The following is a 17886-nucleotide window of genomic DNA, read 5'->3' as shown; positions in this document are numbered from 1 at the left end:
GGCGCACGCCCGGGCCACGGCCGGCTTGACAGGAGGGCTGTTGGCCCGCTAAGGTGATGTTGTGAAAATCAAACAAATGTTTTGGGCAGGCGTGCTGCTGCTCACCAGCGGCTGGGCGGTGGCCCAGGCCCTGCCGGTGGCTGCGGAGCGTGCCGGCACGGTCAAGCTGGTCAAGGGCGATGTGCGGGTGACGGGCGCGCAAGGCGAACACCCCCTGCACTCCGGCGATCCGGTGGCGGTGGCCGACCGCATCTCCACCGGCGCCGATGGCTCGGCCAGCGTGGTCTTGCGCGACGGCACCACCTTGGTGGTGGGCCCCCGCAGCCGGCTGGACCTGAGCGCTTTCAGCTTCGACGCCAGCACCCAGAACGGCAACCTGCTGGTCTCGCTGGTTCAGGGCTCGCTGCGCATGATCACCGGTCTGATCGCCAAGGTGAACCCGGACGGGGTGTCGGTCACCACCAAGACCGCCACCATCGGTGTGCGCGGCACCGATTTCATCGTGCAGACCGAAGAGTAAATCCCAGATGTTGCGTGTGTGGAGGCGATGGGCCGGCGCCGGCCTGCTGGGCGTGTCTGCGTGGTTGGCCGGTTGTGCCAGCCCCGGCACCCAGGTCATTCTGTTGCCGCAGGCCGACGGCTCGCCGTCGGCGGTGATCGTCAATTCGGCCGGGGGCCAGCAGACCCTGTCCACCCCTTACCAGAGCGCCGATGCCCGAAACGGGACACGCGGCGCGCCCTCGGTGCGGCAGTCCAGCCCGGCCGAGGTGGGGAAGGCTTACGGTCCCTTGTTCGACCAGGCCCCCGCCAAGCCGGCCAAGTTCGTGCTGTATTTCAAGTCGGGCTCGCTGGAGCTGACGGCCGAGTCGCGCATCACGCTGTTCAACGCCATGGACGACGCGCTGCGCCGCAGTGGCGCCGACATCATGATCGTCGGCCACACCGACACCCTGGGCTCGGACGCCTACAACGACGGCTTGTCGGAAAAACGCGCCCAGCTGGTCGAGTCCATGCTGGTGGCGCGCGGCTTCACCACCACCCGCCTGCAGGCGGTGGGGCGCGGCGAACACCAGCCGGCGGTGGTCACCCGCGACGGGGTCAACGAGCCCCGCAACCGGCGGGTCGAGATCCTGGTGCGCTGAAACCCGCGCAGCGGGCCGTCAGGCGGTCAGCGTGACCCGGACGAATTTGCGTTTGCCCACCTGCAGCACACAGGTGCCGGCGTTCAGCTTCAGGCCCTTGTCGCTGACCACCACCGAGTCCACCCGCACACCACCGCCGTCGATCAGCCGGTTGGCTTCCGAGCCCGAGGGCGCCAGGCCGGCCTGCTTCAGCAGCGCGCCAATGCCCAGCGGGGCGCCGGCCAGCGTCAGTTCGGGGATGTCGTCCGGCACGCCGCCCTTGCTGCGGTTGGCGAAGTCCTGCTCGGCGGCGTCGGCCGCAGCGGCCGAGTGGAAGCGGGCGGTGATTTCCTTGGCCAGCGCCACCTTGGCGTCCTTGGGGTTGCGGCCGCCGGCCACCTCGGCCTGGAGCGCGGCGATGTCCGCCAGGCTCTTGAAACTCAGCAGCGTGTACCAGCGCCACATCAGGTCGTCGCTGATGCTCAGCACCTTGGCGAACATGGTGTTGGCGTCTTCGCTGATGCCGATGTAGTTGTTCTTGCTCTTGGACATCTTGTCCACGCCGTCCAGGCCTTCCAGCAGCGGCATGGTCAGGATGCACTGGGGCTCCTGGCCGTACTCGGCCTGCAGGTGGCGGCCCATCAGCAGGTTGAACTTCTGGTCGGTGCCGCCCAGTTCCAGGTCGGATTTCAAGGCCACCGAGTCGTAGCCTTGCATCAGCGGGTACAGGAATTCGTGCACGCTGATCGACTGGCCGCCGTGGAAGCGCTTGTGGAAGTCGTCGCGCTCCATCATCCGGGCCACGTTGTAACGGCTGGCCAACTGGATCATGCCGCGCGCGCCCAGCGCGTCGCACCACTCGCTGTTGTAGCGCAGCTCGGTGCGCTGGGGGTCGAGGATTTTGTCGGCCTGGGCCCGGTAGGTCTCGGCGTTGCGCTGGATCTGCTCCGCGGTCAGCGGGGGCCGGGTGGTGTTGCGGCCCGAGGGGTCGCCGATCATGGAGGTGAAGTCGCCGATCAGAAAGATCACCTGGTGGCCCAGGTCCTGCAGCTGGCGCAGCTTGTTCAGCACCACGGTGTGGCCCAGGTGGATGTCGGGGGCGGTCGGGTCCAGCCCCAGTTTGATGCGCAGCGGCTGGCCACTGGCCTCCGAGCGCTGCAGCTTTTTGACCCACTCGTCCCTGGGCAGCAGTTCCTCGCAGCCGCGCAGGCTCACCTGGAGGGCCTGGGCCACGGTGTCGCTCAACGGGGCGGGTTCCGGGCTGGGTGCAGAAGCGTTTTGGGGCTGGGAAGTCATTAGGGTTTTCTTCAGATGGGGCCGTGCGTGGCCCTTATATACTGGCGGGCGACCGCGAGCCTGGATTTTAATTGGCACGCAACGTGCATGTCGGCATTTCGCAACAATGCCGAATTCCAGTGGCAACGCACCGACAAACACCTGAGGACGATTCCTTTGCAACACCTTGGTCTGATCGCCGCTGGGCGCGCCCTGAGTCTTTCCCTGCTGAATTCCCTCCAACGCCACCCCAAGCGCCTGACCGCCGTGGTGGCCGCTGTGCTGTTGGGCGGTGGCGGCGGCGCTTTCGCCGTGGCCTCGCTGGCGCCCGACGCCGCGTCGCTGCCGGTGCGCGAGGTGCTGGAAGCCCCGCAAGAACGCCGCGTGGCCTCGCAACTGGCCCAACTGGACGATTTCAGCTTCAAGCTCTACCGCTCCGAGCTCAGCCGCTCCACCGATTCGGCGCAGTCGCTGCTGGCCCGCCTGGGTGTGGACGATCCGGCCGCCGTGGCCTTTTTGCGCAACCAACCCGACGCCCAGAAGAACCTGCTGGGCCGGGCTGGCCGTTCGGTCACCGCCGAGGTGGCCGACAACAACGCACTGCAAAAGCTCACCGCCCGCTGGACCTCGGACGAAGAAGGCAACTTCCACCGCCTGGTGATCGAGAAAACCCCCAGCGGCTTTGCTTCGCGGGTCGAATTGGGCAGCTTCACGTCGTCCAGCCGACTGGCCAGCGGCACCATCAACACCTCGCTGTTCGCCGCCACCGACGACGCCCGCATCCCTGACTCGGTGGCGATCAAGCTGGCCGAGATTTTTGCCGGCGACATCGACTTCCACCGCGCGCTGCGCAAAGGCGACCGTTTCTCCGTGGTTTATGAAACCCTGGAAGCCGACGGCGAGCCGGTGCGCGCCGGCCGTGTGCTGAGCGCCGAGTTCGTCAATAACGGCAAAACCTACCAGGCCATGTGGTTCCAGGAGCCGGGCCAGCGCGGCAGTTACTACACGCTGGACGGCCAGAGCCTGCGCAAGGCCTACCTGGTGTCGCCCTTGGCCTTCTCCCGCATCAGCAGCGGCTTTTCGATGCGCTTCCACCCCATTCTGCAGAAGTGGAAAGCCCACCTCGGCGTGGACTATGCCGCACCCACCGGCACCGCCGTGCGCACCGTCGGCAATGGCGTGGTCGATTTTGCCGGCGTGCAGAACGGCTTTGGCAATGTGGTCATCGTCAAGCACCAGAACGGCCATTCCACCGTCTACGCCCACCTGAGCCGCATCAACGTGCGCAAGGGCCAGAGCGTGGAGCAGGGCCAAACCGTGGGCGCCGTGGGTTCCACCGGCTGGGCCACCGGTCCGCACCTGCACTTTGAGTTCCGCGTCAACGGCATGCACCGTGACCCGCTGACCCTGGCCCGCCAGTCCGAGGCCATTCCGGTGTCGGTGTCGGCCCGCCCGGCTTTTGAGCGGGCCGCGGCCCTGGTGCGGCCCCAACTGGCCGCCGCCCGCACGGCGGCACTGGCCAGCGCCGAGTGAGGGTGGGGTGAGAAGCGTCACCCCTTTCCTGTACGTCTCGTTTAGACGGTGCCGTTGAACTAAACTTTTTGGCAATCCGGCAGTCACAGCATGTCAGGGGTTTCCGTTGCTGACCTGTTCCATGGACTGGTGCGGCGGGACGGTTCCCAACAACCGAGAGACAACATGCCAATGAACAAGCATTCCGGCGTCCCATGGGCGGTGGGTCAATCAGGCCGCCGCCGGGCTTTGCTGGTGAGCGCTGCGGCGCTGGTCGGCTGCCTGGGCATGGCGGTGCACGCCAAAAGTCCACCGAAAGAAGTGCCGCTGAAAGGTGTCGACGTGTTTGTCGACCAGCCCGACAACCTGGCCACCCGCGTCAAGGTGCAAACCGATGCCAAGGGCCGCTTTGAGGTGGCCGTCCCGAAGCCCGGCATGTACCGGGTGGTGGTGCAGACCACCGACCTCAAGCCCGGTGACAAACCGGCCGACCCGTCCCGTGTCGGCCCCATGGGCCTGCGCCACGCCTCGGTCTGGGGGCAGGATAGGCAGAGCTATGGCAAGTACAACTACATCACGGTGTACTTGGACCCTTCGTTGAGTTCAGGTGGCACGAGCATGAACCAGAAACTGGTCAACGGCCGCACCATGGGGGTGTTCGTCACCGTGTACAAGCCGGGTGAAATGGTCAAGGGCCGGGTTGAGGGTTCGCCATGAAGACCCGGTCATGTGCGGGGCTGTGGGCCGCGGTGCTGCTGGCCAGCCCTTCATGGGTGATGGCCCAGATTCCCAAGAGCCCCGAGGGCCTGGCGGCCGCACGGGATTGTTACCAATGCCACCGGGTGGAGCCCTTCAAGCCGGGCGAGGGCATGACCTTGGGCCCACCGTTCAAGCTGGTGGCCCAGCGTTACCGGGGGCAAAAGAATGCTGAAGCCTATCTGGTGAAAAAGGTCTTGGGCGGCGCCATTGGCACCTGGGGTGGCAACGGCATGCCACCGCAGCCCATCACCGAGGCCGAAGCCCACACGCTGGTGCGATGGGTGCTGCGGCTGAAATAAGCGCCCCGCCGTCGCTGGGTAGCCACCACTGTGACATGAAAAAAGCGCCCTGGAGGCGCTTTTCTTTTGGGCTGAATGCATGAGCGGCATTTTGGGTGGTCCATGAAAAACGGGGCCGAAGCCCCGTCGTGCATGTGAATGCCTGGGCGGCGTGAGCCGCCCAAGAATCAGATGAACTTGCCGAAGGTGCCGTTGGTGATGGCACCAGCGATGGCCACTTCCTGGATGGCGGTGGTCAGCGGGGTGATGGCGGGGTAGAACATGTCGCCCACCGGAGCACCTGCACCGTTCAGGGTGCTTTCGAAGCCGGTGGCGGCCAGCACGTTGTTGAACGGCAGGTCGTTGCTCAGCTTGTCACCACCACCCACGCCGGCGACGATGTCGTCAACGTACAGGATCTGGTCGGTGCCGTTGGTCACGAGGTCCAGCGTCGAGTTCAGGTTGTCACCGTCGAGCAGCAGGCCGGCGCCGGGGACGCCGCGGCCACCGTTTTCGGCGGCATTGGCCAGGGCACCGGTGTAACCTTGTTCGGACACCAGGTACTGCAGGTAGTCTTCCGACAGCAGGCCACCGCTGTAGGCGCCGATGAAGGCCGTGGTGGCGGCGTAGCTGCCGGTCACGATTTCACGGGTCGGGCCGTTCAGAGGCGTGCCTTCGGACAGGGCGACCGGACGGGTGGCCAAGTCATACAGCACCAGTTCATCACCGTAGCTGTTGCCGCCAATCAGCGACTGCACCGGGCCAAAGGCCGGGGTACCGTACAGCTGGGTCAGCAGAATGTTCTGGGTGCCGCCGCCTTCGACTTGCGAGCCGGAGATGCCGCCAACGTTTTCGCCCAGGCCGGGGATGCCGTAGGTGGCGTTTTCAGCGGCGAACAGCAGGCCGCCGATGGGGCCGTCGCTGGTGCCGTACACGCTGCCGTTGCCGCCTTCAGCGGAGGTGCCGCCTGGCAGGCCCGGCAGGCCACCACCCAGTGCGTCCAGACCTGGCAGTCCGCCAGCGCCCGGCAGACCACCGCCCAGTGCATCGAGGCCTGGCAGGGTGGGCAGGCCACCGCTGCTGCCGCCACCGTTGCTGGAGATTTCGCCGGAGGCCGAGTTGCCATTGCCGTCGTTGACGCTGCCGCTGGCGCTGCCGCCGTCGGCCGCTGCGTTGGTCTGGGTCAGACCGCCGAGCAGGTCGGTGGGCAGAGGCAGGCTGTCCAGGCCAGGCAGACCGGGCAAGCTGGGCAAGCCAGGCAGGCCGGAAGCGCCGCCCGTCAAGCCGGCCAACAGGGTTTCAATAGGATTAGACATGTTTTAGCTCCAATGTGTTCGTGATCAAGAGGCGGCTGCGTCTTTGATGGCCGCACGAATGCGGGGGTAGGTACCGCAACGGCACAGATTGGCCTGCATGGCGTCGGTGATTTCTTGGTCGGACGGGTTGGGAATGCGTTGCAGCAACTCGTACGCCGTCATCAACTGGCCAGCTTGGCAGAAGCCGCACTGGGCCACGTCAAATTTCTTCCAAGACGCTTGCAGCTTGGCACCCAGTGCCGTGGCGCCCAGGCCTTCGATCGTGGTGATCTCGTGGCCAGCGGCGTCGCTGATGCGGGTCACGCAGGAACGAAACTTCTTCTTTTGCGTGGTCGGCTGGGTGCCGCTGAAGCGGCTGGCTTCCGAGTACGGGCTGTTGGTGGCAACGGTGTTGCCAGCCGCCACGATGGGGGTGGAGGAGTTGCAGGTGCAAGCACCGCAAACGCCCACGCCACAGCCGTACTTGGGGCCGGTCAGGTCCAGCTTGTCACGCAGGATGTACAGCAGGTATTCGTTGGCATCGGCTTCGACGGTGGTCGGCTTGCCGTTGATGGTGAGGTTGTAGGTTCCCATGATGTTTTTGCTCCTGTTGGATTAGCGGTCGGTCAGCGGTGCGGAGGGCGAACCGTAAATCGGGAACTCCTCGGCGTGGTGCGACTTCAGCGACGGGCGAACCACGCTGTTGATGTGGCCCCAGGCGTTGGCGACAGCGCCAAAGCCAGAGGGTGCACACAGTTCGCCGGCGCCACCAACACGGCTGTCGTTGATATTGACAAATTTGGCTTCGTGCGAGTAGCTGCACTCGCGCATGCGGTTCCAGTAGTAGTTCAGGAAGGTGCTTTGGTCGGCCGCACCATCGGTGAACGTGATCTTGGAGAAGTAGACCAAGGCGACACCGTCAGCGATGGCGCCTTCACCCATGGAAGCCAGACCCGACGGGTTGGTGACCTTGCCCACATCCATGGCGCTCCAAGCCTTCTTGACCGTCGGCGGGGTGACAGCAATGTCGGCGCCCACAGGCAATTCAGACAACACGATCTGGCAGGCAGCGCTGTTCCACTCTTCGTGGATACCAAAGCCCAGGCCCATGGTGACAGTGCGGTTGGGGTTGGCGTTGTTGGCGTTCACCAAAGCCAATTGCTCGTCCCAGGTTTTCTTCAGTTCTTCCATGCAGCCCTTGATGCGCTCGGACTTCATGTACTTGAGGCGCAGACCGAAACGCTCTTGGCCGGTCTGACGAGCCACTTCGTCCATGAACACTTCCTTGCCGCCCTGGCCACCCACCGAGTACACCGCACGCATGGCGCCGGTGGGGAACGGTGCCACGACTTCGCGGAACTGCTCGTTGGTGGTGAAGCTGTAGGGGGACGGGGCCGACAACGGGAAGTAGTCGAAACCGGTCTGGTTGGTCGACGACAGCGTGTCTTCGGTCTGGGTGTTGTCCACGCCGGAAGGCAGTTCGCACAGAATGGAGACGAACTTGTGGTTCATGCTCAGAATCGTCTTGCCATCGGAACCGATGTTGACGATGTAGCGGCTGAAGGTGGGCGGACGGTAGGGGCACAGACGGATGTCGTCGTTGCGCGACCACATCACCTTGACCTTGTTGGTCTTCACGCCACGCTTGTTCACCAGGCCACCCATCTTGCGGACGGCGTCGGCCACGCGGGCCGATTCAGCAGAGGATTCCACCAGCAGGTTGCGACCGAAGTGGCCATAACCCTGGGTGACGTTCAACAGCACCTTGGTGGGGGCGGCGTCCAGGCCGATTTGCTGGGCCAGTGCCTGACGGTTGTACTTTGGCACTTGCGATGCCCACCAGGCTTCGGCACCGGTGGCAGCGCCGCCGGCATCACCGAACACTTCGCAGACACCGGCCTGGGTGCCCAGCGTGCCTTGGTGGTGGAAGTTCACCAGAATGCCACCCTTGATTTGCTTGGCGGCCAGCAGCTTGGCGCCGACGGGGTCAGGACCCACGGCGTCTTTCAGCTTCTGGTTCAGCATGGGGGTGCTGAAACGGGCGGCGGTGCCGGGGTTCCAGGTGATCAGGTTGTTCTTCATGATCACGTCACGGGCGTCCAAGGCTTCGCCCATGGTGTCGCACACAATGCCGACGCCGGTGTAGATGGTGAAACCATTCTTGCCGGAGTCGAAGGGGATCACGGCCTTGACCTTGGGGCACAGGGCCTTGATCTTGGCGATTTCCACCGTCTTCGGGGTGCCACGGGTTTGCAGCGAGTGCATGACCAGGCAGTTCAGCGCGTCTTGGTTGGTGTCAACCGTGTATTTGCGGGTACCCGAGTAGATTTCATCGCTGTCCAGGCGGGCGATGCCGGTGCCGGGCACGAAGGTGCCGACGTTGCCGGAACGGGTCATGCCCTTGCCGAGCAGACCACCGTAGGTGAAGGTGGAGGCGAAAGGCTTGGAGGCCGGGGTGGTGGCGGCGATTTCAGCGGCCTTGGCGACGATGTTGGCCAGCGTGGCACCACCGTTGGCCACAGCGCGGGCCTTCAGGTCGGCGGCAGCGGCGCGGACCGGATCGGTCAGCAAACGGGTGGAGCCGGATGCACCCACCAGGGTGGTGGTGAATTCAGTGGCTTGCGCGGTGGTGAACGATTTGGGAACGATGTCACTGGGGTTCAGGCCCAGTTCGGCGGCGGTCAAAATGGCCAGCGAGGTCAAGATGCCCTGGCCGGATTCCACGCGGGGAATCGTCAGCACGATCTTCTTGGCAGCGGTGTCGATCGACAGGTAGCTGTTGATCTTGACCGGCGCGGCATCGGCGGCGACGGCGTCGTCCGAACCGGTGACCAACTTGGCGCCAACGGCCACGGCAGCCGGGGTGGCAACCGCCCAAGTCATGAAATCCCGACGGTCCACCGTGGAGGCGGTGGCTTCGGAGCCTGTGTTTTCGCTTTGCGAGGCGAGCAGTTCAGTGTTCATAGTACCTTCTGTAGTGCTAAAGGTTTAGGAAAATCCCAGCGCTGAGTGTAGGAAGGTCACCCCCCAAGACCGCTAGGGAAAACCACTAATCAGGGTTTACCACTATTAAACATTCGTGAAATTTGGCACAGATCTGTCTCAAATTGAGACTTTCTCCGTGAAATTTGCCCTTTTTTGGCGTAGTTGACAGCTGGCTGACGAGCACTTTGGTGTTACTTTTTGTACAAGTAAGCTGCTCGGGTATTCATTTGGCCCCGTTTCGGGGCTGACCGACCGTTCATTCGGCCTTCCGGACGGATTTTTGGCGCCGTTTCGGTGCGGTACCACTTTAGAAATAGCCAGGGGTGTGAAAAAAGCCCACCTTCGGTGTGCTTTCAGGGAAACCCCGGTGTTTTGTCGGTCGCGTCGCTGGGCGGGGAGCGACGATGCGTTGCCGCGCTGACCGAAGGGTCAGGGGCGTGTCTGGCCGGATTCGCCGTCCTTGCGGGGCGGCATGTCCAGGGTCAGCGAGGCAGGCTCGTCGCCAGGACCGCCCAACATGGCGCGGCGGGGTTCGACTTTCTGCAGCACCAGGCCGTCGATCACCACGCTGCCAATCACAAAGGGCTTGGCTGGCTTGCCGTCCACCGCGATCAGCGCGGCGGCCTCGGCATCACGGCTGGACACCACGCCCAGCAACACCAGCCGGCTGGCGGTGCTGGGGGCCACGGTGGCGACCGTAGGGGTCTCCACCGCACCCAGCATCCGGGCCACGGCTGCGGGGTTGACCTGGGCCGCACCACTGGCCTCGCTGCCCACGGTGGAACTTGTCAGCCGGGGGGCATTCAAAAAGCGGCCGCTCCACTGCAAACCCCAGGCCACGGCGCTGCCCACGGCCAGTGCCCAGACCAGAAACGACAGGGTGACCGGCAGGAATTTGCTTTGCATGCTGCGATTATGATGCAGCCTATACCCGCCCCCGAGGCGCTTCACCACACTGGATACCGTCTTCATGAGCTCGCTGAAAAAGTCCCTGGCCCGTGGTTTTACCCTCATCGAACTGATGGTGGTGTTGGTGATCATTGGGGTGCTGGCGGCGTTGATCGTGCCCAATGTGCTGGACCGCGCCGACGACGCCCGGGTCACCGCGGCCCGCACCGACGTCAACAACCTGATGCAGGCGCTGAAGCTGTACAAGCTCGACAACCAGCGCTTCCCCACCGGCGAGCAGGGCCTGCAGGCGCTGATCGTCAAGCCCACCACTGGCCCCATCCCGCCGAACTGGAAGCCCTACCTGGACAAGCTGCCCAAGGACGCCTGGGGCGCACCCTTCCAGTACCTGAACCCTGGCCTGCACGGCGAGGTGGATGTGTTCTCCTTCGGCGCCGACGGCCAGCCCGGCGGTGAGGGCAAGAACGCCGACATCGGCAACTGGCAGTAAGAAGGGGCCTTCGGCCACCGGCCATGCCCACACCACGCGCCGTCTGCCGGGGCTTCACCCTGCTGGAGTTGCTGGTGGTGGTGGCGCTGATTGCCATCGCCACGGCCGGTGTCAGCTTTGCCATTCGCGATTCCTCCGAGGCCTTGATCGAACGCGAGGGCCAGCGCTTGGCCGCCTTGCTCGACACCGCTCGGGCCCGTTCGCGCACCCTGGGCTCGCCGGTCTACTGGCGACCCACCACCGGTGGTTTCCGTTTTGACGGCCTGCCGGCCGGCGCCCTGGCCGAGGTCTGGCTGAACGAGGGCACGGTGTCGCGCGGCGCCAACCTGCTGGTGCTGGGCCCCGAGCCCATCCTGGCCCGCCAGGGGGTGATCATCGAACTGCAGGGACGCAGCCTGCTGGTGGCCACCGACGGCGTGCGGCCTTTTGCTGTGGGGCCAGTCGCCCAATGAGTTCCCGAGCTCGCCAAGCGCTGCGCGGCTTCACGCTGGTGGAGGTGCTGGTGGCGCTGGGCATCGTGTCGATTGCCCTGCTGTCGGGCATGCAGGCCAGCAACGCGCTGACCCGCAACGCCCAGCGCCAGGCCGACGCCTTGCTGGCCCAGCTCTGTGCCGAAAACGAGCTGGTCAAGGTGCGCCTGGCCCAGCAGCTGCCCGGCATCGGTGAAAACAGCTTCAGTTGCACCCAGGGGGGGCGCACCTTCGACGGCAAACTGATTGTGGCCACCACGCCCAACCCCAGCTTTTTGCGGGTCGACGCCCAGGTGTTCGATGGCGAGTTCAGCTTGCTGCGCATATCCACCGTGCTGGGGCGGTTCTGACATGAGGCGCCCGATCTTCAAGCGCCGTGCGCGTGGTTTCACGCTGGTGGAACTGCTGGTCACCATCACCATCATGGCCTTGATGACGGTGCTGAGCTGGCGTGGCCTGGACGGCATGCTGCGCACCCGCGACCAGGTGCAGACCCGCACCAACGACGTGTTGACCCTGCAGACCGGCCTGACCCAGTGGACGGTGGACCTCGACAACCTGGCCGAGACCCAGGTGGTCAGCGCCATCGACTTCGACGGCAGCGTGCTGCGCATGACCCGGCGCGACGCCACCACACCGGCCGAAGGGCTGCGGGTGGTGGCCTGGACCCGGCGCCAGGCCGGCGAAGGTGGGCGCTGGGTGCGCTGGCAGTCGCAGAACGTGCGCACCCGGCAAGACCTGCTGGTGGCCTGGCAAAAAGCCATCCAGTGGGGCCGCGAACCGCGGGCCGACGACCTGGCGCAGGAGATCCCGCTGGCCGGCATCGACCAGTGGCAGCTGTTTTACTACCGCGACAACGCCTGGACCAACCCGCAATCCTCGGCCTTGACCGGTGGCCCAGCGGCCCGGCCCGGTGCGGTGGCGGCCGCGCCCACCGCCGCGGGTGTGCCGCAGTTCACCGCCATTCCCGACGGCGTGCGGCTGATGCTCACGCTGTCCGAAGGCCAGCCCTACACCGGCCTGATCACCCGCGACTGGGTGCGGCCGCAGCAGGGCGGAGGCAAAACCTCATGAGGCGCGAACGCCAGGCCACAGGCCGCCAGCGCGGCGCAGCCCTGCTCACCGCCATGCTCACCGTGACGCTGGTGGCCACCTTTGCCGCCTCGTCGCTGTGGCAGCAGTACCGCAGCGTGGAAGTGGAGGGCGCCGAGCGCGAGCGCATCCAGGCCGCCTGGGTGCTGACCGGCGCGCTGGACTTCGCCCGGCTGATCCTGCGCGAAGACGCCCGCACCGGCGGCTCCGACAACCTGTCCGAGCCCTGGGCCGTGCCGCTGGCCGAGTCGCGCCTGTCCAGCTTTCTGGCGGCCGACCAGAAAAACAACGCCGCCGACAGCACCGACCCGGCCAGCGAGGTCTTTCTGTCCGGCCAGATCGTCGACGCGCAGTCGCGCCTCAACGTGGCCAACCTGGCCGATGGTGCGGTGGTGTCCGAACTGGGCCTGCAGGCCTTCGGCAAGCTGTTCCAGGTGCTGGGCCTGCCGGAGGCCGAACTGAAGGTGCTGGCCGGCAACTGGGCCCGCACCTTCACCAGTGGCATTGGCGTTGGCGACGGCGCGCCCGCGCCGCTGCGGCCGCAGCGGGTCGACCAGCTGGTGTGGCTGGGCCTGACCGACACCACCGTGGCCCGGCTCAAGCCCTATGTGGTGGTGCTGCCCTTCCGCACCCCGGTCAACCTGAACACCGCCAGCGTGGAGGTGATCTACGCCATCATCCCGTCGCTGTCCATGGCCGAGGCGCGCAAGCTGGTCGAGCAGCGCACCCAGTCGCCGTTCAAGTCGCTGTCCGAGGTTGGGCTGTTCATGCCCGAGATCGCCGGCCTGCTGACCGAGAGCCAGCAAAGCGTGGCCAGCCGCCTGTTTGAGGTCTATGGCCGCCTGCGCATGGACAAGACGGTGATCCAGGAGCTGTCGCTGGTGCGGCGGGACAATTTGGACGTCATCACCGTCTACCGCGAACGCACCGCGCTGGTGGACAACCCCAAGCCGTGACCCGTGACCCGACCTTTAGAATGAACCGATGTCCTCGCTGATCGTCGCCCTGAACCCTCCTTCGAGCCGAGCAGGCGTCGACGTCACCTACGCAGTCACCCAGGATGGGCAAACCCTGGCCAGCCATGGCACGGTGGCCATCAACCTGTTGCCGCCCAGCACCGAGCTGGTGGCTGTGGTGCCGGCCCGCATGCTGTCCTGGCACCGGCCCAGCATCCCCAAGGCACCGGCCAACCGCCTGGCCGAGGTGTTGCAGGGCGCGCTGGAAGAACAACTGCTGGACGATCCGGCCAGCCTGCACTTTGCCTTGCAGCCCGGGGCCCGGGCCTTGCAAGGCAGTGGCGAGCCCATCTGGGTCGCGGCCTGCGACAAGGCCTGGCTGCGCGGTGCGCTGCAGGCCCTGGAAGCGGCCGGCCGCCGCATCACCCGGGTGGTGCCCGAGATGGTGCCGGGCAGCGGCGAATGCTGGGTCAGTGGCACGCCGCAGTCGGCCTGGTGTGTGATGTCCGATGGCGGCGGCGTGTCGGTGCTGCCGCTGGAAGCCAGCCCGGCCAAACCGCTGGTGCCGGTGTTCGCCGAGCCGGCGGTGGCCGCGCTGGCCGAAAAGACGCTGGGTGTCAAAGTCGGCCTGCGCCAAAGCGTGCAGCAGCTGGTGGTGGCCGCCCGCAGCGACTGGAACCTGGCCCAGTTCGACCTGATTTCCGCCGGCCGCAAGGTCGGCACCGACCGGCTGATGCATGGCTGGGAGGTGTTTGCCCGGGCGCCGCAGTGGCGGGCCGTGCGCTGGGGCCTGGGCGCGGCGCTGGCCATCCAGTTCCTGGCCATCAACGGCTGGGCCTGGAAGGAAAACAGCGCGCTGTCGGCCAAGCGGGCCCAGCTGAAACAAACCTTTGCCGAGACCTTTCCGCAGGTCAAACCCATTGTTGACCCGGTCGCCCAGATGAGCCGCGAGGTGGCCTCGCTGCAGCAGGCGGTGGGCCAGGCCACGCCGCGTGACCTGGAGGTCATGCTGTCGCAACTGGCCACGGCGCTGCCCGATGGCCGCGCCCCGTCATCGCTGGAGTTCAGCACCGGCGAGCTCAAGCTCAAGGGCCTGACCCTCAGCGGGCCCGAGCTCAACACCATCGAGGCGCGGCTCAAGGAGGCGGGCTACTTCGCCTTCACCCAGGACAACGGCCTGACGGTGCGCTTCAACACCGGCAAGGGCGGTCGCTCATGAGCCGGCTTGCCAATTCAGGCCTGGGCCAGGCCTGGGCCAAGCTGCCCTCGGAGGTTCGCCGCCTGGTGCTGGCCGGCGCCGGTGTGGTGCTGCTGGCCTGTGTGCTGCTGTTCATGCTGATACCGTCCATCAAGGTGCTGCGCTACGCCACAGCCGATCACCAGGCGCTGGACGTGCAGCTGGATTCGGTGCGTGCGCTGGCGGCCCAGGCCCAGGCCATCCAGAACGAACCCAAGCCCAGCCATGACGAGGCCATTCGCTTTGTCGAGAACTCGGCCAAGCAGCGGCTGCTGGGCACGGCCCAGGTCACCGTGAGCGGCGACCGCGCCACGCTGACGCTCAACAACAGCAAGCCCGAGGCCTTGTCGGCCTGGCTGACCGATGCCCGCACCAACGGCCGCCTGCTGCCCATCGAGGCCAAGCTGACCCGCTCCGAGGCGGGCTGGAGCGGCCAGCTGGTGCTGAACCTGCCGGCGCCCAAGTGAAGCCCATCTCGCGCCAGGCCAGCCGTGGCCGCCTGCTGCTGTGGCTGGGGGCGGTGCTGGGCGGGGTGCTGGCGCTGCTGATCTGGATGCCAGCCACCTGGCTCACCGGCGCGGTGGCCAGTGCCACCCAGGGCCGGCTGGTGCTGGACGAGGCCCGCGGCAGCGTCTGGAACGGCTCGGCCCGGCTGGTGCTCACCGGCGGCGAGGGCAGCCGCGATGCCGCGGCCCTGCCCGGCCGGGTGGAATGGCAGCTGCGCCCGGTGCTGCTGGGCGCCACCCTGGCGCTGAGCCTGCCCTGCTGCGCCGAGCAGCCGGTGGCGATCGATCTGGTGCCCGAATGGGGCGGTGGCCAGGTGCGGGTGGGCCCGGCCAAACTCAAATTGCCCATGGGCTGGCTGGCCGGCCTGGGCACACCCTGGAACACGGTGCAGCTGCAGGGCGAGCTGACCCTGGCCAGCGCCGGGCTTGACCTGCGCTGGGTCCAGGGCCGGCCGGTGCCGCAAGGCCAGGTGCGGCTGGAGGCGCTGGACGTGGCCTCGCGTTTGTCCACGCTGCGGCCGCTGGGCAGCTACCGGCTGGACCTGTTGGCCCCCGGGGCAGCGGCCAACCCCACGCTGAAGCTGGAGACCCTGGGCGGCGCGCTGCTGCTGTCGGGCCAGGGCGAGGTGGCGCGCGGGCACCTGCGCTTCAATGGCGAGGCCAGCGCGGTCGAGGGCCGCGAAGCGGCGCTGGCCAATTTGTTGAATATCATCGGGCGCAGAAACGGGCCCCGTTCCATCATCTCAGTGGGTTAGCCTCATGAACCAATTTCGACTTGCTACAGTTTCCGTAGCTATCCTCGCCCTTTTGACGGCGGGCAGCGGGCCATTGCATGCCCAGTCGGCGGCCGGTGCGGCGAGCGCGGCGGCGGGGGATGCCGAGGCCAAACCCAAGGCCAAGAAGGCCGCCTCGGCCCGCGCCGGTGACCGCGTGACACTGGACTTTGCCAACGCCGACATCGAGGCCGTGGCCCGCACCATCGCCACCATCACCGGCCGCAACGTGGTGGTCGATCCCCGCGTCAAGGGCACGGTGAGCCTGGCCAGCGACCGGCCGGTGTCGCCGGCCATGGCCTTCAACCAGTTCCTGGCCGCGCTGCGGCTGCAGGGCTTCACCGTGGTGGAAAGCTCCGGCCTGTACAAGGTGGTGCCGGAGGCCGACGCCAAGATTCAGGGCGGCAGCGTCAGTGTGGGTGAGGCGCCTTCGGGCGCCCGGGTGGCGGGCAACCAGATTGCCACGCAGATCTTCAAACTCAACTTCGAGTCGGCCAACAACCTGGTGCCCATTCTGCGGCCGCTGATCAGCCCCAACAACACCATCAACGTCAACCCCGGCAACAACTCGCTGGTGATCACCGACTACGCCGAAAACCTGCAGCGCATGGGCCGCATCATCGCGGCGATGGACGTCTCCAACGCCACCGACGTCGAGATCATCCCGCTGCGCTACGCCATCGCGGCCGACATGGCGCCGCTGATCCAGCGCCTGATCGATTCCGGCGGTGGCGCCGGCGGGGCCGCTCCCGGCGGCCAGGCCGACACCTCGTTCCGCACCACCATCGCGGTGGAGTCGCGGGCCAATGCGCTGATCGTGCGCACCGCCAACGTGGCGCGGATGTCGCTGGTGCGCAGCCTGGTGGCCAAGCTGGACCAGCCCACCTCGACCAGCCCGACCGGCAACGTCTACGTGGTCTACCTGAAAAACGCCGAGGCCACCAAGATCGCCGCGGTGCTGCGCGCCCTGACCTCCGGGCAGGGCGGTGGCAGCACGGTGGGGTCTTCCAGCCCGGCCCCCTCGGTCCCCAACGCTGGTGCCGGCGGGGCCTCGCCGCTGGCAACGGCCGCGGCCCTGGGGGCCGGCGGTGCGGCCGGGGGTGGCGCGGGTGGCGGCTCCTTTGGCAGTTCCAGCAGCCAGCCGTCCACCGGCGGCCAGATCCAGGCCGACCCGTCGATCAACGCGCTGATCATCACCGCCTCGGAGCCGCAGTACCGCCAGTTGCGCGCGGTGATCGACAAGCTCGACGGCCGGCGTGCCCAGGTCTTTGTGGAAAGCCTGATCGTCGAGGTCAATGCCGACAAGGCCGCCCAGTTCGGCGTGCAGCTGCAAAGCCTGCTGGGCAATGTGGGTGGTGGCACGGTGGGCGTGGCTGGCAGCAACTTCAGTTCCGGCGGCGGCAACGTGCTGGCGCTGCAGGCCGGCGCCGCGGCGGGCAACCTGTCGCTGGGCCAGGGCTTCAACGTGGGCGTGGCCTCGCGCATGTCCAACGGCAAGTACGTGCTGAACGCGCTGGCCAATTTCCTGGAAACCAACGGCGCCGGCAACATCCTGTCCACACCCAATCTGCTCACGCTGGACAACGAAGAGGCCAAGATCGTCATTGGCCAGAACGTGCCCTTTGTCACCGGCTCCTTCACCAACACCGGCGCGGTGGGCGGCTCGGTCAGCCCCTTCCAGACGGTGGAGCGCAAGGACGTGGGCCTGACGCTGCGCGTCAAGCCGCAGATCAGCGAGGACGGCACGGTGCGCATGCAGATCTTCCAGGAGGTCTCCAGCGTTGATCCGGCGTCCATCACGTCGCAACAGGGCCTGACCACCAACAAGCGCTCCATCGAGTCCAACGTGCTGGTCAACGACGGCTCCATCGTGGTGCTGGGTGGCCTGATCACCGACGAGTACTCGGGCAATGTGCAGCAGGTGCCCATCCTGGGCAACCTGCCCATCATCGGCAACCTGTTCAAGTCGCAAACCCGCAGCCGCAAGCGCACCAATTTGATGGTGTTTCTGCGGCCGGTGGTGGTGCGTGACGCCGACGCCACCGAGAAGCTGGCGCTGGACCGCTACGACCTGATGCGCAAGCGTGAGGTGGAGGGCCAGCCCACGCCCAACGCGGTGATGGACATCAACGAGTCGGCCACGCTGCCGGCCCGCCTGCCCGGTGGCAGGCTGCCGCCACCTCCTGGCAGCCCCAAGTAACCCGACGCTTCATCCGACGTTTTCTGAG

Annotated in this window: 19 protein-coding genes; 14 read left to right on the top strand and 5 right to left on the bottom strand. The window is 66.5% G+C overall.

Annotated elements, in window-relative coordinates; translation table 11 throughout:
- Positions 1-76 precede the first annotated feature (76 nt).
- Both AC4BAR_RS13490 and AC4BAR_RS13485 read left to right on the top strand, forming a co-directional pair.
- Positions 77-520, top strand: coding sequence for a FecR family protein (locus tag AC4BAR_RS13490; protein WP_490628399.1), 444 nt, complete (start codon positions 77-79; stop codon positions 518-520).
- Positions 521-572: 52 nt separating this feature from the next.
- Entirely contained in the window at positions 573-1142 is a 570-nt protein-coding gene (locus AC4BAR_RS13485) for an OmpA family protein (protein WP_490628398.1), read from the top strand.
- 18 nt (positions 1143-1160) lie between these two features.
- Here the strand turns inward: AC4BAR_RS13485 and tyrS are convergent, their stop codons facing one another.
- The gene (gene tyrS / locus AC4BAR_RS13480; protein WP_490628397.1) at positions 1161-2417 is read right to left on the bottom strand and encodes a tyrosine--tRNA ligase; all 1257 of its coding nucleotides are present in this window, start codon (positions 2415-2417) and stop codon (positions 1161-1163) included.
- An 87-nt stretch (positions 2418-2504) separates the two neighbouring features.
- On the opposite strand from tyrS, the gene AC4BAR_RS13475 reads away from it, so the two are divergent.
- From AC4BAR_RS13475 to AC4BAR_RS13465, 3 genes are all read left to right on the top strand, one after another.
- A complete protein-coding gene (locus AC4BAR_RS13475; RefSeq protein WP_490628396.1) occupies positions 2505-3929 on the top strand; it encodes a M23 family metallopeptidase in 1425 nt (474 codons plus the stop codon).
- 171 nt (positions 3930-4100) lie between these two features.
- Positions 4101-4625, top strand: coding sequence for a hypothetical protein (locus AC4BAR_RS13470; RefSeq protein WP_490628395.1), 525 nt, complete (start codon positions 4101-4103; stop codon positions 4623-4625).
- On the top strand, positions 4622-4966 hold the full coding sequence (locus AC4BAR_RS13465; protein WP_490628394.1) for a c-type cytochrome: 345 nt from the start codon (positions 4622-4624) through the stop codon (positions 4964-4966). Before AC4BAR_RS13470 ends, AC4BAR_RS13465 begins: the two co-directional genes overlap by 4 nt.
- 167 nt (positions 4967-5133) lie before the next feature.
- Here the strand turns inward: AC4BAR_RS13465 and AC4BAR_RS13460 are convergent, their stop codons facing one another.
- The 4 genes from AC4BAR_RS13460 to AC4BAR_RS13445 all read right to left on the bottom strand — a co-directional run bounded on the left by AC4BAR_RS13460 (position 5134) and on the right by AC4BAR_RS13445 (position 10131).
- Positions 5134-6261 (bottom strand): hypothetical protein, encoded by a 1128-nt coding sequence (locus AC4BAR_RS13460; protein ID WP_490628393.1) that lies wholly within the window; start codon positions 6259-6261, stop codon positions 5134-5136.
- 24 nt (positions 6262-6285) lie between these two features.
- Positions 6286-6834, bottom strand: a complete 549-nt coding sequence (locus tag AC4BAR_RS13455) for a (2Fe-2S)-binding protein (RefSeq protein ID WP_490628392.1) — start codon at positions 6832-6834, stop codon at positions 6286-6288.
- 21 nt (positions 6835-6855) lie between these two features.
- Entirely contained in the window at positions 6856-9123 is a 2268-nt protein-coding gene (locus AC4BAR_RS13450; protein WP_490628391.1) for a hypothetical protein, read from the bottom strand.
- Positions 9124-9654: 531 nt separating this feature from the next.
- Entirely contained in the window at positions 9655-10131 is a 477-nt protein-coding gene (locus tag AC4BAR_RS13445; RefSeq protein WP_490628390.1) for a type II secretion system protein N, read from the bottom strand.
- 64 nt (positions 10132-10195) lie between these two features.
- On the opposite strand from AC4BAR_RS13445, the gene gspG reads away from it, so the two are divergent.
- The 9 genes from gspG to gspD are packed head-to-tail and all read left to right on the top strand — an operon-like array spanning position 10196 to position 17858.
- Complete coding sequence (gene gspG / locus AC4BAR_RS13440) at positions 10196-10624, top strand: type II secretion system major pseudopilin GspG (protein WP_490628389.1); 429 nt, start codon at positions 10196-10198, stop codon at positions 10622-10624.
- Positions 10625-10647: 23 nt separating this feature from the next.
- Positions 10648-11076, top strand: coding sequence for a prepilin-type N-terminal cleavage/methylation domain-containing protein (locus AC4BAR_RS13435; RefSeq protein WP_490628388.1), 429 nt, complete (start codon positions 10648-10650; stop codon positions 11074-11076).
- Entirely contained in the window at positions 11073-11444 is a 372-nt protein-coding gene (gene gspI / locus AC4BAR_RS13430; protein ID WP_490628387.1) for a type II secretion system minor pseudopilin GspI, read from the top strand. Before AC4BAR_RS13435 ends, gspI begins: the two co-directional genes overlap by 4 nt.
- A gap of 1 nt (position 11445) precedes the next feature.
- Complete coding sequence (locus AC4BAR_RS13425; RefSeq protein WP_490628386.1) at positions 11446-12168, top strand: PulJ/GspJ family protein; 723 nt, start codon at positions 11446-11448, stop codon at positions 12166-12168.
- Positions 12165-13142, top strand: a complete 978-nt coding sequence (gspK, locus tag AC4BAR_RS13420) for a type II secretion system minor pseudopilin GspK (RefSeq protein ID WP_490628385.1) — start codon at positions 12165-12167, stop codon at positions 13140-13142. Before AC4BAR_RS13425 ends, gspK begins: the two co-directional genes overlap by 4 nt.
- A gap of 28 nt (positions 13143-13170) precedes the next feature.
- Entirely contained in the window at positions 13171-14361 is a 1191-nt protein-coding gene (gspL, locus tag AC4BAR_RS13415) for a type II secretion system protein GspL (protein ID WP_490628384.1), read from the top strand.
- Positions 14358-14846 carry a type II secretion system protein M gene (locus AC4BAR_RS13410; RefSeq protein ID WP_490628383.1) on the top strand — a complete coding sequence of 163 codons (489 nt, stop codon included), beginning with the start codon at positions 14358-14360 and terminating at the stop codon, positions 14844-14846. Before gspL ends, AC4BAR_RS13410 begins: the two co-directional genes overlap by 4 nt.
- The gene (gene gspN / locus AC4BAR_RS13405) at positions 14843-15640 is read left to right on the top strand and encodes a type II secretion system protein N (RefSeq protein ID WP_490628382.1); all 798 of its coding nucleotides are present in this window, start codon (positions 14843-14845) and stop codon (positions 15638-15640) included. Before AC4BAR_RS13410 ends, gspN begins: the two co-directional genes overlap by 4 nt.
- Before the next feature lie 52 nt (positions 15641-15692).
- Positions 15693-17858: a type II secretion system secretin GspD gene (gspD, locus tag AC4BAR_RS13400; protein WP_490628381.1), complete on the top strand. Its 2166-nt coding sequence runs from the start codon at positions 15693-15695 to the stop codon at positions 17856-17858.
- Positions 17859-17886: the final 28 nt, after the last annotated feature.

This window comes from Rhodoferax sp. SPJ4 (assembly GCF_058216275.1).
This window is presented reverse-complemented; position numbering and strand designations above follow the sequence as displayed.